Origin of the sequence: Kushneria sinocarnis (assembly GCF_003633775.1) — a bacterium.
In the GTDB taxonomy this organism is placed as follows: Bacteria; Pseudomonadota; Gammaproteobacteria; order Pseudomonadales; family Halomonadaceae; genus Kushneria; species Kushneria sinocarnis.
Map to the genome: position 1 here is coordinate 109,969 of NZ_RBIN01000002.1, position 16,217 is coordinate 126,185.

A 16,217-nucleotide genomic window follows, 5' to 3' on the forward strand; every position below is an offset into this window, starting at 1 on the left:
GTCATGGCCTGCCACGAAAAAATCGCAGGATGGGTCACCGGATATCGCAATATCGTCTCTGCTGCCGCGCCAGGCGCCACAACAGGCTGAATTCAGTGGAAGGATGAGGCCTGACCAGTCGTTCGCTGCTGCCCTCTCATCAGCCATACCATCATCGGCCGGAGGATGCCAGCGCCGCGATGATGTCATCGCGCAGCGCATCGATCAGTTCCGGTGAGGTATTCCAGCTGCACACGAAACGCACGCCGCCTTCGCCAATGAAGGTATAAAAGGTCCAGCCGCGCTCGCGCAGGGTCTGCTGAACCCGGCTCGGCAGCTCCAGAAACAGGCTGTTGGCCTGTACCGGAAACATCAGTTCAACACCCTCGACATCCTTCAGACCTTCGGCGAGCCGGGAAGCCATGGCATTGGCATGCCGGGCATTGTCCAGCCAGGCTCCGCTATCAAGCAGCCCCAGCCAGGGTGCGGAAATGAAGCGCATCTTGGAGGCCAGCTGACCGGCCTGCTTGCAGCGATACTCGAAGTCCTCGGCCATCCGCCGATCGAAGAAGATCACCGCCTCGCCGAAGGCCAGACCGTTCTTGGTGCCGGAGAAGCAGAGCACATCAACCCCGCTGCGCCAGCTCAGTTCGGCGGGCGAACACTCCAGTGCCGCGCAGGCATTGGCAAACCGGGCGCCATCCATGTGGATCTTCAGCTCGTAGCGATCGGCCACTTCCCGGATGGCACGCAGCTCATCAAGGCTGTAGAGGGTACCGACCTCGGTCGCCTGGGTGAGCGAGACCACCTTCGGTCGGGGGTAGTGGATATCGCCCCGCCGGGTCACGGTCGTCGCGATTCCCGACGGGGTGATGCGCCCGTTGTCACCGCCGACATTGAGCAGCTTGGAACCGTTGGAAAAGAATTCCGGACCGCCACACTCATCGGTCTCGATATGCGCCAGCTGATGACAGATCACGCTGTGGTAGGACTGGCACATCGAGGCCAGCGCCAGCGAATTGGCTGCCGTACCGTTGAAGACGAAAAAGACTTCGCAATCGGTTTCGAACAGTTCCCTGAAACGGTCACTGGCCAGCTGCGTCCAGCGATCGTTGCCGTAGGCCAGATCATCGGAGGCATTGGCTTCCAGCAATGTTTCCATCGCTTCCGGACAGATACCGGAGGTATTGTCACTGGCCAGAAAGCGCGGCTGACTCTCCGCCATGACGCGCTCTCCGGCAGCCAGGAGATCATCCTGGGCGATTGTTTTCGACATGTTACCGCTTCCGCCTGTAGTCATGCTGTGTATTTACAGCATTACGGCGGTTGGCATCAGGACGCAAGTCCCCCGGGCGCATTTCCTGGTTCGATACGACGCGCGGGACTGCTGCCCCCTCGTGCCTCCCTGGCCTGCCAGGCCCGTCATGCGTGCGCTACAGCCAAGCGCCAGCCGAGGCCTGCCTCTTCGCGAAAGCATTCGGTGGGACAAGGGAACTGCAAAGAAAAGGCCCCGTGATCCGGTGGGATCACGGGGCCTGATGTCTCGGGCCGTTATCGGCCGATGGCTGCGGAGTCTGAAAGTGGCGGACCGGACGGGACTCGAACCCGCGACCTCCGGCGTGACAGGCCGGCATTCTAACCAGCTGAACTACCGGTCCGCATCATTACCGAGCGGGCTGTTTCCCTTTCGATAATGGTGGGTGGTACAGGACTCGAACCTGTGACCCCCAGCATGTGAGGCTGGTGCTCTAACCGGCTGAGCTAACCACCCCCGCAGTCATGTAATTACCGATATCGACGTGGCGGACCGGACGGGACTCGAACCCGCGACCTCCGGCGTGACAGGCCGGCATTCTAACCAGCTGAACTACCGGTCCCCGATCGATAACGGACGAAAGACTCTCGTAATGGCGGACCGGACGGGACTCGAACCCGCGACCTCCGGCGTGACAGGCCGGCATTCTAACCAACTGAACTACCGGTCCGCTGACGACAGCACTTTCTACGTGATGGTGGGTGGTACAGGGATCGAACCTGTGACCCCCGGCTTGTAAGGCCGGTGCTCTGCCAGCTGAGCTAACCACCCTCGGTCACGTGGCGCTGCATTCTACCGACCACAGCACCAAAGTCAATCCCTGCCAGCAACTTGCCCCTGACAGGGCCGGGCAGCCTCTTCCATGACCCGAGCCGCCGCCGCTGCAGCCTGCACTACCAGTCCGGACTGACTCATGTCATGGCCGCGTGGTGTACGCCAGTCGTGGTCACCCTGCTCCAGCCAGTGCAGGCTGACATTCCCCGGCAGCCGGTAGCCGGCCACCTCTTCCCGGCTGCCGAGCGGATCGCGGCTGCCCTGAAAGACATGGGTGGCACATTGAAGCCGTGGCCAGTGGTCGAGACGCAACTGTTGTGGCTTGCGCCGGGGATGAAAGGGATAGGCGAACAGGAGCAGTCCCGGGCATGCCTGTTCGACGGCCAGCAGCGATGCCACCCGGCCACCCATCGAGCGACCGCCCCACCAGGTACCGGCAGGCATCAGCGCGGTCCAGGCGGCAAACGGAGTCACCAGACGATCGATACGGGGCGGCGGATGAGGCTTGCCGACTGCCCTTGCTCGGGCGCGATAGGCAAACTCGATGGCGATGCACTGAATGCCCTCTGCAGCCAGTGCATCCGCAAGCGCACTTACCAGCGCATGCTCGGGGCCGGCCCCGGCGCCATGAGCGAGCAGCAGCCGACCACAGCGGGCCACTCCACTGACCCGGACACGGCCATGGTCCTCGACATCGAACCAGTCAATGCCGGCCCGGCCGGTCACGAGATAGTCGCCGAACGCGTCTGCAGAGATCGGGAGCGCCCCGGTCTGCTCAGGAGGCATCGGGGTCCGTCAGGTCGACCGCATCGATACGGCCGCGATTGAGCGCTTCACGCTGCGCCTCGAGCCCCTCGAAATCGAACAGCTCACGATCGGCCAGCTGCGAGGGCGCGACATTGGTGATCGCCTTGAACATGGTTTCGATCCGCCCCGGATGCTTGCGGTCCCACTCCCCCAGCATCTCCTTGACCACCTGACGCTGCAGGTTTTCCTGGCTGCCGCAGAGATTGCAGGGAATGATGGGGAACGCCATCGCCTCGGCGAAATCGGCGATGTCCTGCTCGCTGCAGTAGGCCAACGGCCGGATCACGATGTTGCGATTGTCATTGGACAGCAGCTTGGGTGGCATGGACTTCAGCGTACCGCCGAAGAACATGTTGAGAAACAGGGTCTCGAGCATGTCGTCGCGATGATGGCCCAATGCGATCTTGGTCGCCCCGATCTCCTCGGCAAAACCGTAGAGGGTACCGCGGCGCAGGCGCGAACAGAGCCCGCAGTAGGTCTTGCCCTCGGGGACCTTCTCCTTGACGATCGAGTAGGTATCGCGCTCGATGATGTAATATTCGATGCCGGCAGCATCCAGGTACTCGGGCAGTACGTGCTCGGGAAAGCCCGGCTGCTTCTGGTCCATGTTGACGGCCACCAGTTCGAACTCGACCGGCGCATTGCGCTGCAGATTGCGCAGGATTTCCAGCATGGTGTAGGAGTCCTTGCCACCGGAGAGGCAGACCATGACCCGATCACCGTCATGGATCATGCCGTAATCGGTGATGGCATTGCCTACCAGGCGACGCAGCCGTTTCTGCAGCTTGTCGAATTCGCGCTTGCTCCTGCCCTGCTCGGCGGCAGTGCGTTGCGGGGTCAGCTCTTGCATGGTGTCGGTCTGATATGGGCTGCAAAAAGGACGGCAATTCTATCATCGCCCGCCCGACGGGTGCGACAGGCAACGCAGCCCGGCACGGCAGAAGCGCCGCGGCCCGAAGCGCGGCCCCCCGTGACGGACTGAAGGTGGCATCCGGCGCTCCATCCCCCACTTTCCCGGCAACCGGCAACCGGCAACCGGTAACCGGCCTATGATAGGCCGGCCGTGATGTGATACTTATCGCAACGTTTCCTTGCCCGGTAGGCAGCGGCAGACCACACCCGCGAACGCACCGGAGTGCAATCGATTACAATGGAGCCGGGTTACGGGGAGAGCATCATGTTTCAGGGCTGGCTGCTGGTAGCGATATCGATCGGGTACATCGCTGCCCTGTTTCTCATCGCCTGGTGGGGGGATCGGCGTGCTCGCCTGCGTGGTCCCGTCCAGCGACGACCGATGGTCTACAGTCTGGCACTGGCGGTCTACTGCACCTCCTGGACCTTCTATGGCAGCGTCGGCCAGGCGGCGGATGCCGGACTGCCCTATGCCAGCATCTTCATCGGCCCAGTGCTGGCCTTTTTGTTGTTCTGGCCGATTCTGGCCAAGATGATCCGGGTCGCCAAGCGCCAGAACGTCACCTCGATTGCCGACTTCATCGCCTCGCGCCACGGCAAGTCGCAGGCCCTGGCCGCCTTTACCAGTCTGGTCGCGCTGGTAGGCACCCTACCCTATGTCGCCCTGCAGCTGAAGGCGATGGCCGCCAGTGTCACCGTACTGACCGTCAACAACGATATGGTGCGCTCTCCCCTGCTCGGGGATACCGCCCTCTATGTCGCCATCCTGATGGCCCTGTTCGCCATCCTGTTCGGCACCCGGCATACCGATGCCACCGAGCATCACGAGGGGCTGATCCAGGCCATCGCCTTCGAGTCGATCGTCAAGCTGGCCGCCTTTCTGATCCTGGGCATGGTCATCACCTGGGGGATGTTCAACGGCCTTGACGATCTCAGCCAGCGTGCCTGGGCCGCGCTCGATCTCGACCGGCAGTTCAACGAAACCACCTTCGGTCACGGCTTCTGGACCCAGACCCTGCTGGCGATGCTGGCGGTCTTCTGTGTGCCCCGCCAGTTTCATGTCACGGTACTGGAGAACACCCACGGCGATGACAGCGCCCGGGCACGCTGGCTGTTTCCCCTCTACATGCTGGCCTCCGGCTTCTTTGTCCTGCCCCTGACCAGCGCCGGCATCAGCCTGTTCGGCAACTCCGGCATCAGCCCCGATGAGTGGATCCTGCATCTGCCGATGGCCACCGGCAGCCACTGGCTGACCCTGATCACCTTCGTTGGCGGCTTCGCGGCCGCCAGCGGCATGGTCATCATGGCCGGCGTCACCCTGGCGATCATGCTCTCCAACGAGCTGGTCATCCCGCTGCTGCTGCGGCTGAAGTGGTTCGACGCGCACCGCGGCGACTACGCCCAGTGGGTATTGCGTGCACGACGCCTGATCATGGTGTTGATCATGGCGCTGGCCTATCTCTTCTATCGACTGGTCGCGGAGTCGAGCACGCTCGCCGCGCTGGGCTGGCTGTCACTGTCGGCGCTGGCACAGCTGGCCCCGGCGCTGATCGGCGGCCTGTACTGGAAGCGCGGCAACCGGCTGGGCGTCAGCGTGGGCATGACGCTGGGCTTTGCCATCTGGAGCTGGACGCTGCTGGTGCCGGCACTGGCGCGTGCAGGGCTGATGCCGGAGACACTGGTCACCGGTGGCCCCTTCGGTATCACCCTGCTCAGTCCGCTCAACCTGTTCGGCCTCTCCCTGGGCGGGCCGCTGACTCATGGCGTGCTGCTGTCGCTGGGCGCCAACCTGTTCTGCTACATCTTCATCTCCCAGCTCACCGAACAGCGCGTCGTGGAGCGCATCCAGGCCTCGCTGTTCGTCGATAGCGTCGAAACCCGCCAGACTTCCATCAATCGCCCCTGGCGCGGTTCCACTTCGGTCGGCGATCTGCAGAACCTGTGCAAGCGCTTTCTCAGCGAAGAGCAGGTCGAACGCGCCTTCGAACGCTATGCCAGCCAGAACCAGCAGGCACTGACGCCCGGCTCGCCGGCCTCCATCGACCTCATCCAGTTCAGCGAGCGGCTGCTCTCCTCGGCGATCGGCGCCTCCTCGGCGCGCATCGTGGTGAACTCGGCGCTGTCCGGCCGGGACGTGGCCATTTCGGATGTGGTGTCGATCGTCGATGAAGCCTCCCAGGTGCTGGAGTTCAATCGCGCGCTGCTGCAGGCCACCATCGAGAATGTCGCCCAGGGCATCATGGTGGTGGATCACAACCTGCAGATGGTGGTCTGGAATCAGCGTTATCTCGAGCTTTTCGACTTTCCCGACAACCTGATCCGGGTCGGGGTGCCGATCGACCGCATCTTCCGCTACAACGCCCACCAGGGCGAGTACGGGCCCGGTGACCCCGAGGAGCATGTCAATCTGCTGATCGACAACATCCGTACCGGTCAGCCCCACCACTACCAGCGCTACCGTCAGGACGGCACGGTAATCGATGTCGAGGGCAACCCGATGCCCGGCGGCGGCTTTGTCTATACCTATCAGGACATCACCAGCCAGAAGCGCACCGAAGAGGCCCTGATCCGTTCGGAAAACAACATCCGCATCTATACCGACAACGTGCCGGCGCTGATCGCCTACTTTGATCGCGACTGCCACTACCTCTTTACCAACCGCGCCTATGAATCGGTCATGGACATCGACCGGCTGGATGCCATCGGCAAGCGCGCCGAGGAGGTCATGAGCTCGGCCATGTGGCGCGAGCGGGCCCCCTGGATGCTGCGGGCACTGGCGGGCGAGCGGGTCTCGTGGGAACTGTCGATGGCCGACGGCGAAGGCGGCACCCGCTATCTGCTGGCCACCTACACCCCGCATTTCCGGGAGGGCCAGCGGGTCCTCGGCTTCTTCGCCCTCTACCAGGACATTACCGAACGCCGGCTGGCCGAGATCGCCCTTCAGGAGACCAACGAGCACCTCGAGGAGCGCGTGCGGGAACGCACCCAGGCCCTCTCCAAGGTCAACGAGGCGCTGCGGCAGGAGAACCAAGTGCGCGCGGAAGCCGAAAGCGCCCTGCGCCAGGCCAAGCAGGTCGCGGAAACCGCCAACACCTCCAAGACCCGTTTTCTTGCCGCTGCCAGTCACGATCTGCTGCAGCCACTCAACGCGGCGCGGCTGTTCACCTCGGCGCTCTCCCAGCGGCTCGAGGAAACCGAACACGCCGGCACCCTCGAGCATATCGACAACTCGCTGCAGGCCGCCGAGGAACTGCTGGGTACCCTGCTCGATATCTCCAAGCTCGACTCCGGCGCCCTGACGCCCCGGCGCCAGGTGTTTGCGCTGGAGGAAATCTTCCGGCCGCTGCGGGCCGAATTCGAGGTCATGGCCGCCGACCGCGGTCTCGACCTGGATGTGGTCGGCACCAATACCATGGTCGACAGCGACCCGCAGATGCTGCGGCGCATCGTGCAGAACTTCCTCTCCAACGCGCTGCGCTACACCCAGCAGGGCCGGGTGCTGCTGGGCTGTCGCCGGCGCGGCGAACGGCTATCGATCGAGGTCTGGGATACCGGACCGGGCATCCCCGAAGCCAAGCAGGAGGAGATCTTCCAGGAGTTCCGCCGGCTCGACCAGACCTCCCGCCACCGGGAGAGCGAAAAGGGCCTGGGACTGGGGCTGTCGATTGCCGATCGCATGGCCCGGGTGCTCGAACACCCCATTGCCATCCGCTCCTGGATGGGCCACGGCACCGTCTTCTCGCTGACCGTCCCCTGGCAGCGTGGTCAGCGTGCCGAAACCGGCAAGGGCGACAGCACCCGGTCACATCGGGCCGGCAACAAGCTCAAGGGAGCGCGGGTGCTCTGCATCGACAACGAGACCATGACGCTCGAGGGCATGAAGGCGATGCTGGAGGGCTGGGACTGCGAGGTGTATACCGCCACCTCGATCGGCGGCAGCAAATCGGTACTGCGCAATCTCGATGGCGATCCCGACGCCATTCTCGCCGACTACCATCTCGACAACGAGATCACCGGCCTGATGGCGCTGGAGGCGCTGGGGGAACGCTTCTCTTCGGAAGTTCCGGGGATCGTGATCACCGCCGATCGTACCGATGAGGTCGCCGAAGAGGTCAAGCGCGCCGGCTATCACCTGCTGATGAAGCCGGTACGGCCGGCCGCCCTGCGCGCCCTGCTGACCCGCACCCTGCAGGCGCGGCGCCATGCGCCGGACAGTCACATCGGCGAGGACGATCAGGCCCCGTGAATGCAGAGCGCCCGGTGGCTGATGCCAGCGGGCGCTGCAGGACCTGATAGCGGAAAGCGGCTACCCCTCTTCGATCTTCGGTGGGTCCACTTCCAGCTTCTGGGCGGCGATGACCGCCTGGGTGCGCGAGTGTACGCCCAGCTTGCGCAGAATGGCCGTCACGTGCGCCTTGATGGTCGCCTCGGACACATTCAGATCATAGGCGATCTGCTTGTTGAGCAGGCCCTCGGTGAGCATGTTGAGCACACGAAACTGCTGGGGTGTCAGTGAAGCGATCGCCTCGGCAAACTTCGCTTCCTCCTCGTTTCCTTCCCCCAGCGCGTCGGCCACTTCCGGTGGCAGCCAGACCTCACCCTCGAGAATCTCGCCGATGGCATCGGAGATGACCGGCAGCGAGGCCGACTTGGGAATGAAACCCGAGGCGCCGTAGTCGATCGCACGGCGCACCACGTGCACCTCTTCACTTCCCGAGATCACGGCAACCGGGATATCCGGCATCTGCCCCCGCAGCTGGATCAGGCCGGAAAAGCCATGCGCGCCGGGCATGCGCAGATCCAGCAGAATCAGATCGACATCGGGATGCCGGGTTACCGCGTCCAGTGTCGCCTCCATGGTATCGGCTTCGACGATCTCTGCATTGGCCGCCACCTGACGCAGTGACTGCGTCAGGGCCGCCCGGAACAGCGGATGATCGTCGGCGACAATGAATTTCTGGGCAAACGCCATGCAGTCTCCTCCAAACCCTGTCACACCTCGACGCGGGTATCAGCGCTGTATTTATGGAGCCGCCTGTCAGTGTGCGGCCGACCGGATCATCGGCGCCGCGGGGTGCGTCAGATTGTCACGCCTTCAGCGCATACTACCGCAGTGCCTTTTGAATACCAAAGGATAACCAGGCCTTTGGTCGCAGTGATGCTGCAAACGACACAGGCGGGCCATGGCCCGCCTGAGACTCGTATTATTATCGCATTTCGCTGCCGGTGCTCTACTGATGCCGGTGCTCGATCAGCTCCTCGACCACCGAGGGATCAGCCAGCGTGCTGGTATCCCCCAGCCCTTCCAGCTCGTTGGAAGCGATCTTGCGCAGGATACGACGCATGATCTTGCCGGAACGGGTCTTGGGCAGGCCGGGCGCCCACTGGATGATATCCGGTGTCGCGATCGGACCGATGTCGTGACGCACCCGGCTGATCAGCTCCCGGCGCAGCTCCTCGCTCTGGGTCACGCCGTCGTTCAGGGTCACATAGATATAGATGCCCTGTCCCTTGACGTCATGGGGGTAACCGACCACTGCCGCTTCGGCTACCGCCTCGTGAGCCACCAGCGACGACTCGATTTCGGCCGTGCCCAGCCGGTGCCCCGAGACATTGAGCACATCATCGATCCGGCCGGTGATCCAGTAGTCGCCATCGGCATCGCGCCGGGCGCCATCACCGGTGAAATAGACCCCCTCATGCATGGAGAAGTAGGTCTGTTCGAAGCGCTCGTGATTGTGCCAGATGGTACGGGCCTGTCCGGGCCAGCTGGCCTCGATGACCAGATTGCCCGAGGCCTCGCCTTCCAGCCGATTGCCCTCGTTGTCATACAGTGCCGGCCGGACACCGAAGAAGGGCTTCATGGCAGCCCCGGGCTTGATCTCGGAAAAGCCGGGCAGTGGCGTGATCATGTGCCCCCCGGTTTCGGTCTGCCACCAGGTATCCATGATCGGGCAGCGCCCGTTACCCACCACGCGATGGAACCAGGACCAGGCCTCGGGGTTGATCGGCTCACCCACGCTGCCGAGCATGCGCAGCGAGTCGCGCGAACTCGAGTCCATGATGTGCTCCCCGTGCGCCATCAGCGCGCGTACCGCGGTCGGCGAGGTATAAAGGATATTGACGCCGTGGCGATCAATGATCTCGCCGACCCGGCCGTGTGTGGGGTAGCTCGGCACGCCCTCGAACATCAGCGTGGTCGCGCCGTTGGCCAGCGGCCCGTACACGATATAGGAGTGCCCGGTAATCCAGCCGACATCGGCGGCACACCAGTACACGTCACCATCGTGATAATCGAACACGTAGCGATGGGTCAGCGAGGTGTACAGCAGATAGCCGCCGATGGTGTGCTTGAGCCCCTTGGGCTTGCCGGTCGAGCCCGAGGTATAGAGGATGAACAGGCCCTCTTCCGCGCCGAGCTCCTCGGCCGGGCACTCCCTGGACTGACCGTCGACCACCTCGTGATACCAGCGGTCCCGATCATGCCAGGCGGTGTCGCCACCGGTCCGGCGGACCACCAGCACATGCTCGACGATTTCCGTGCCCTCACGGCTCAGGGCCTCGTCGACATTCTCCTTGAGCGGAATGTGCTTGCCGCCGCGGACCGACTCATCGGCAGTGATCACCACCCGTGAGCCGGAGTCCTGAATGCGCCCGGCCAGCGCATCCGGCGAGAAACCACCGAACACCACCGAATGCAGTGCCCCGATCCGGGCACAGGCCAGCATCGCAATGGCCGCCTCGGGAACCATCGGCATGTAGAGGGTCACCGTATCACCGCGACCGATACCCAGCGACTTCAGCGCATTGGCGCACTGTCCGACCCGGCCGTGCAGCTCGCGAAATCTCAGGGTCTTCGTGTCGCCCGGCTCATCGCCTTCCCAGATGATGGCCGGCTGATCACCGCGCGTTTCGAGATGCCGATCCAGACAGTTCCACGCCGCGTTGATCGTGCCATCCTCGAACCAGCGGATGTCGGTACCGGTAGCGGAAAAGGTGCTTCGCGAAATGGTTTCGGGCTCCCTGAACCACGCCAGTGTCTTCGCCTGGTCGCGCCAGAAACCTTCGGGATCCTCTATCGAGCGCTGGTACATCTCCTGGTACTGCGACTCGTCAAGCCAGGCCCGCGAGCGAATATCCGGGTCGATCGAATGACGCTGCGCATTGGCACTACTGACACTCTCGGTCATGGCTGCCCCTCCAGTATGGATGCCCGCATCGGGCAGTCGGAATTCGCCTAACTGGATCAGGATAGCCGGATAGACCCGGGCCCCTCCCATTAGACCTTGGTCGCGAATCTTCGGGGCTTGTGCCGTCAAAACAGCGACTTGATCGCCGGGATGGCGGCAGCCACTGCCGGCTCCTGTCAGGCCGGCTCGTCAATGCGGCCCTGATAGCGCAGTACGCCGTGACAGTGGCGGCAGCGATAACGGCGCCCGCGGCGAACCAGCGCATGACGCTGTACCGTAAAGCGGTGCAGCTGCTCACAGTCACAGCGATAACCGTGGGGCGTGGGGGTTGCCTGCGAGGTATCAAAGGCGTGGGTCACGCGCGGCGGCAGCCGGAACACTTCACGCATGACCGATTGCCATTCACGCCCGTGCGGACGGACCCGATACGGTATGCTGTGATGGACCACCCAGTGGGCCATCTCGTGCGGCACCACCTCGGTGAGAAAGGCCTCCGGCTGATCACGATAGAGCGTCATGTTGAAGCGCAGACCGCCGCGTCGGTAGTGCGCCTGACCCGCGCTGCGACCACGCAGGTCGAACCAGATGCGTGGCCACGGCACTCCGGGATGGTGCGAACGGGCAAGCTGCCAGCAGCGCTCGGTACGACTCAGCAACCGCTGCTGCAGCTGTTCATCGCTTATCTCTGCCATGTCCCGCCTTTACCTGCCTGTATGTCATCGTCCATGCCGCAATGCATCGCAAACGCGGCAGCCGTATCGCGAAATGATAGAATGCGGGGCACGCCGTTGAACGTAAAGCACCACACGTGCCGACAACCGGAGCCGCACTCATGGCCGAGACGCCCCAGCCGTATCCGCTGCTCGATGATGACCAGCTCGATCTGCTGTATGACTTCCTGGATTCCGAGCGGGTCAGCGATGAGGCCCTCGATCTGTTCGGCGCCCATGGTTACATGATTGCCCAGGCCATCTCCGTGGCGCCGGCCGAACGGAACGACCGACTGGCCGCGGTCTTCGATACTGCTGCGGAATTCGATGACACCGGCCAGCAGCAGGAGATCGAATCCGCCCTCGACCAGCTGTGTATCAACGCTACCCGGGCATTCGAGGCCGGCGATGTTCCCGATCTGCCCTTCGATCTCGACATGAGCGAGGAAGAATCCGACCAGGAGCATCCGGTGCGCCTCTGGTGTGCCGGCTTCATGGAGGGCGTCTTCAGCGATGAAACCGCCTGGTTCGAGGGCCATGAGGATCAGGCCGCCGAACTGCTGCTGCCCTTCATGATCCTCTCGGGCCTGTTCGATGAAGAGGACCCCGAGCTGGCCGCCGTGGGCCGCGATCCCCGGGAAGCCACCCGTCTGGCCGAGCAGCTGCCCGAACTGACCCTGGATCTCTACCTGCTCTATCGGGCGCCGCCCGAGGACGCGGGCAAAGGCAGCGGGAAAGGCAAACCGGCCGGTCGCTCCCGCAATACCAGCCGATCAGGCAAGTCCCGGTCACCGCGGCGTGGACGCTGATTCAGCGCAGACGGGTGATCATGGCGTCGAGCGTGCCATAGCACCACTCCCGCAGCCGCTGCCAGCGCGAACGCTGCTGCCACTGCTCCAAAGTGACCTCGCGACTCTGCCGGAAGTTGTGTTCGAACAGGGCGGCCAGCTCCCCGGCAAACGCCGGGTCCTCCACTTCCTGATTAGCTTCCAGGTTCCACTGCAGGCTCCAGTGGTCGAAATTGCAGGAGCCGATGGTGCACCAGTCGTCACACAGACCGAACTTGGCATGAATGAAGGCGGGCTGAAATTCGAAGATGCGCACGCCATCCCTCAGCAGATGGGCATAGAAGCGCTGGCCGGCATAGCGGACACCGGGATGATCGTGATCACGCGCCGCCAGCAGCAGGCGGACATCCAGCCCCTGACGCGCCGCACGCCGCAGCAGTCGGCGCAGGCTGCGGGTGGGCACGAAATAGGGGGTGCACAGCCAGATCCGCCGCTTCGCGGTATTGACATGATGATGCAGCGAGCGCCGGATGGCCTGATAGCGATAACCCTGTCCCCAGACCACGCGCCCGCGCATCCCGTTCAGGGCTGACATGCCATCGCCCCGCCCGGCCGGCTGCACCGGCGCCGGCCGGGGAGGCCGCAGGCCACGCGGCGAATGGACCGGACGCGAGTGCCAGACCCGTTCGAAAAGGGCCTGCCAGTCCGCTACACAGGGACCCTGTACCGCCACGGCGACATCGAACCAGGCATTGAGAAACTGATCGGTCATGCCGAAGCCGCCGGTGAAGGCAAGGCGTTCATCCACGACGACCAGCTTGCGGTGATCGCGCGAAATGAAACGACTGAGATGGCGCAGTGAAAGAGGATGGAAGAATCGCAGCATGACGCCGCTCTCGAGCAGTCGACGCCGGCTGGCCGTGGAGAGCGGCCAGCTGCCGCAGGCATCCAGCAGCAGCCTGACGCGCACCCCCCGCGTGACAGCACGCGCCAGCGCGGCCATCATGCGTTCGCCGAGCACACCGTCCTCGAAGGCATACAGCTCGATATCGATGGCGTGCCCGGCCGCCTCGATGGCATCGAACAGGGCCGGCAGGAAACGCCGGGCTTCCGGCAACAGGGTCAGCACATTGCCATCGCGCCATGGCTCTCTCATCCGGCTCTCTCCCGTTCCGGCTTCTTCCATCCCCCCGTGGGAGGCAGCAGCCGGCGAGTATAACCCGTCTCGCCGTCGCCGCCCTGCGCGTGGCCCCCACACCCGGCCGGATTCTGCGAGGGCCTGATGCATCTACCACTGCGCCTGCGCCGGGGCGCCGTTCGCGCCGCGACGGCCCTGCTGGCACCACTGATTCGCTTTCGCAGCATCGACCCGCTTCCCGAATCCCGGGCCCATGAGGGCTCACCGGTGGTCTATGTACTGCAGGGCCCTGCCCTCTCCGACCGCCTGGCCCTGCGTCTGCTGTGTCGCCGTCACGCCCTGCCCGACCCGGATCGCCGGATCGTGCTCTCGGGACAACGGCATGGCACCCTGCACGGACTCTATCGTGACAGCAGGCAGAAGCACTACACGCGCTCGCTGGCGCGCCTGCTCGAGGCAGCCGCCCATGCCCCCGGCGAGGACATTCGGCTGGTGCCGGTCACCATCTTCTGGGGGCGCATGCCGGAGCGGGAGGCAGGCGGCTTGTGGCGGCTGCTGACCGCGGACGGCTGGACGCTGGGCAGCCGTCTGCGCCGGCTGCTGGCCATGGCGTGCAATGCCCGCGCTGTCGAAGCCCGGCTGGACACTCCACTGGCACTGCGCGCACCGCTCACCCGCTACGTCGAGACCGGCCGCGACCCGGTACCCCGCATTCAACGCCTGCTGCGCCGGAGCTTTCATCGCACCCGGCGCCAGGCCATCGGTCCCGACCTCTCGCACCGGCGTACCCTGGTACGGCGACTGATCCATCGCCCGAATGTCACGGCCGCCATCGATGCCGCCGCCACCGAGCAGCAGCAACCCCGCCGCGGCATCGAGCGACGCGCGCTGCGCTACGGTTTCGAAATCGCCTCGAACATGTCCCCACCGGTCCTGCGACTGCTCTACCGGCTGCTGGGTCGGCTCTGGCAGCAGCTCTATGACGGCGTTCGGGTCTACGGCATGGAAGAGGTCGAATCCCTCGCCGGCAGTCACGAACTCGTTTACGTGCCCTGCCACCGCAGCCACATCGACTACCTGCTGCTCTCCTGGCTGCTCTATCGGCATGGCCTGATGGCACCGCACATTGCTGCCGGACGCAATCTCGACATGCCCCTGATCGGCCCGCTGCTGCGTCGTGCCGGTGCCTTCTTCATGCGACGCAGCTTTCGTGGCAATCGCCTCTATGGCGCCGTATTCAACGAATACCTGCACCAGCTGCTGCTGGCCGGGCATCCGGTTGAATACTTCATCGAGGGCGGGCGCTCACGCACCGGTCGCATGCTGCCACCGAAGCCGGGCATGCTCTCCATGACGGTCGACTCCTGGCAGCATCATCACAGGCGCGCGCTGACCTTCGTGCCGGTCTACATCGGCTATGAAAAGGTACTGGAATCGAATGCCTATATGCGCGAACTGCGCACCGGCCACAAGCGCCGCGAGAGCCCGCTACGGCTGCTGCGCGTCCTGCGCCATCTGCGCCAGCCGTTCGGGCAGGTACACGTCAGTTTCGGCCAACCGCTCACCCTGGGCGCCTGGCTGGATGACCACTCCCCCGACTGGCGCCGTCAATCCGCCGAACAGCCCGAGGCCTGGCGGCGCAAGGTGGTGCCGGCACTGGGCTTTGAACTCGCTTCGCGCATCAACGCCGCGGCCGCGCTGAATCCGGTCGCACTGGTAGCCACGGCACTGCTGGGCACCTCCCATCGCACCATCGAAACCACCCTGCTGTATCGCCAGCTCGACACGCTGGTGGCGCTGCAGCGTCATGCGCCCGGCGGCGAACGGGTGCGACTGCCACAGGGCGAGCCGCAGCAGTGGGTCGAGCACTGTGTCGGGCTCGGCATGATCGAACAGGTCGAGCAATCACTCGGTACGCTGACGACCGCTCCCGATGAGCGGGCCACGCTGCTGACCTGGTATCGCAACAACATCCTGCATCTGTTCGCTGCCCACGCCCTGGTGGCCTTCGCCTTTCGCAACAACGAGCGCCTTGAGACCACTGCACTGCACGAACTGATCGCCCCGGCCTGGCCCACCCTGCGTCAGGAGCTCTTTCTCGGTGACAGCGAGCTCGATGACACCCGGCTGGCCCGGCTGCTGGAAGCATTTGCCGGCGAGGGGCTGCTGACCCATGACGGCACGACATGGCAGCGCCCGGCCGCCCATACCGAAGCCCGCGAACGCCTGCACCTGCTGGGGCGGATCATTCAGCCCACCCTGGAGCGGGGATTTCTGCTGCTCTCCACGCTGATGCGTTACCCGTCCGGAGCATTCGATCGCGATACCCTGGCCGCACAGAGCCGTCAGCTGGCCGAACGGCTGACGCTGCTGCAGGGTCTCAATGCTCCGGAGTACTACGATCAGCGCCTGTTCAGCGGGCTGCTCGATAGCCTGACGGAGCAGGGCTGGCTATGGCATGACGAGCACGGCCACCTGCATTTCGATCAGCATCTGACCGGTGCCCTGCAACGCAGTCGGCTGCTGTTCGATCCCGCATTGCGTCATCGGCTGACCCAGCTGACGGCAAGCGCCACCCCGAACGGCACAGCCGACTCGTAACGC

Annotated in this window: 10 protein-coding genes and 5 tRNA genes; 3 read left to right on the forward strand and 12 right to left on the reverse strand. The window is 64.2% G+C overall.

Going from position 1 to position 16,217, the window contains the following annotated elements; genetic code table 11:
* Positions 1–151: 151 nt before the first annotated feature.
* The 8 genes from C7446_RS03085 to ttcA form a co-directional block, all read right to left on the reverse strand.
* Positions 152–1,255, reverse strand: coding sequence for a threonine aldolase family protein (locus C7446_RS03085; protein ID WP_245977636.1), 1,104 nt, complete (start codon positions 1,253–1,255; stop codon positions 152–154).
* 305 nt (positions 1,256–1,560) lie between these two features.
* Positions 1,561–1,637 (reverse strand) — tRNA-Asp (locus C7446_RS03090).
* Positions 1,638–1,673: 36 nt separating this feature from the next.
* Positions 1,674–1,750, reverse strand: a tRNA-Val gene (locus tag C7446_RS03095).
* Between the two features lie 29 nt (positions 1,751–1,779).
* A tRNA-Asp gene (locus tag C7446_RS03100) sits at positions 1,780–1,856 on the reverse strand.
* A 31-nt stretch (positions 1,857–1,887) separates the two neighbouring features.
* Positions 1,888–1,964: transfer RNA gene (locus tag C7446_RS03105), tRNA-Asp, on the reverse strand.
* A gap of 25 nt (positions 1,965–1,989) precedes the next feature.
* Positions 1,990–2,065 (reverse strand) — tRNA-Val (locus tag C7446_RS03110).
* Between the two features lie 42 nt (positions 2,066–2,107).
* Positions 2,108–2,854, reverse strand: a complete 747-nt coding sequence (locus C7446_RS03115) for an alpha/beta family hydrolase (protein WP_245977637.1) — start codon at positions 2,852–2,854, stop codon at positions 2,108–2,110.
* Positions 2,844–3,725 (reverse strand): tRNA 2-thiocytidine(32) synthetase TtcA, encoded by an 882-nt coding sequence (ttcA, locus tag C7446_RS03120; RefSeq protein WP_121171204.1) that lies wholly within the window; start codon positions 3,723–3,725, stop codon positions 2,844–2,846. Before ttcA ends, C7446_RS03115 begins: the two co-directional genes overlap by 11 nt.
* A gap of 327 nt (positions 3,726–4,052) precedes the next feature.
* Here ttcA and C7446_RS03125 point away from each other — a divergent pair, with 327 nt between their 5' ends.
* Positions 4,053–8,033 carry a hybrid sensor histidine kinase/response regulator gene (locus C7446_RS03125; protein WP_121171774.1) on the forward strand — a complete coding sequence of 1,327 codons (3,981 nt, stop codon included), beginning with the start codon at positions 4,053–4,055 and terminating at the stop codon, positions 8,031–8,033.
* A 60-nt stretch (positions 8,034–8,093) separates the two neighbouring features.
* Here the strand turns inward: C7446_RS03125 and C7446_RS03130 are convergent, their stop codons facing one another.
* The 3 genes from C7446_RS03130 to C7446_RS03140 all read right to left on the reverse strand — a co-directional run bounded on the left by C7446_RS03130 (position 8,094) and on the right by C7446_RS03140 (position 11,669).
* Positions 8,094–8,759 (reverse strand): response regulator, encoded by a 666-nt coding sequence (locus C7446_RS03130; protein WP_121171206.1) that lies wholly within the window; start codon positions 8,757–8,759, stop codon positions 8,094–8,096.
* Positions 8,760–9,018: 259 nt separating this feature from the next.
* Positions 9,019–10,977, reverse strand: a complete 1,959-nt coding sequence (gene acs / locus C7446_RS03135) for an acetate--CoA ligase (RefSeq protein ID WP_121171208.1) — start codon at positions 10,975–10,977, stop codon at positions 9,019–9,021.
* A 176-nt stretch (positions 10,978–11,153) separates the two neighbouring features.
* Entirely contained in the window at positions 11,154–11,669 is a 516-nt protein-coding gene (locus C7446_RS03140; RefSeq protein ID WP_121171210.1) for a SprT family zinc-dependent metalloprotease, read from the reverse strand.
* 140 nt (positions 11,670–11,809) lie between these two features.
* Here C7446_RS03140 and C7446_RS03145 point away from each other — a divergent pair, with 140 nt between their 5' ends.
* Complete coding sequence (locus C7446_RS03145) at positions 11,810–12,496, forward strand: YecA/YgfB family protein (protein WP_121171212.1); 687 nt, start codon at positions 11,810–11,812, stop codon at positions 12,494–12,496.
* A gap of 1 nt (position 12,497) precedes the next feature.
* Here C7446_RS03145 and C7446_RS03150 read toward each other — a convergent pair whose 3' ends face one another.
* Positions 12,498–13,631, reverse strand: coding sequence for a phospholipase D-like domain-containing protein (locus C7446_RS03150; RefSeq protein ID WP_121171214.1), 1,134 nt, complete (start codon positions 13,629–13,631; stop codon positions 12,498–12,500).
* Between the two features lie 126 nt (positions 13,632–13,757).
* On the opposite strand from C7446_RS03150, the gene plsB reads away from it, so the two are divergent.
* Positions 13,758–16,214: a glycerol-3-phosphate 1-O-acyltransferase PlsB gene (gene plsB, locus C7446_RS03155; protein ID WP_121171216.1), complete on the forward strand. Its 2,457-nt coding sequence runs from the start codon at positions 13,758–13,760 to the stop codon at positions 16,212–16,214.
* Positions 16,215–16,217 lie beyond the last annotated feature (3 nt).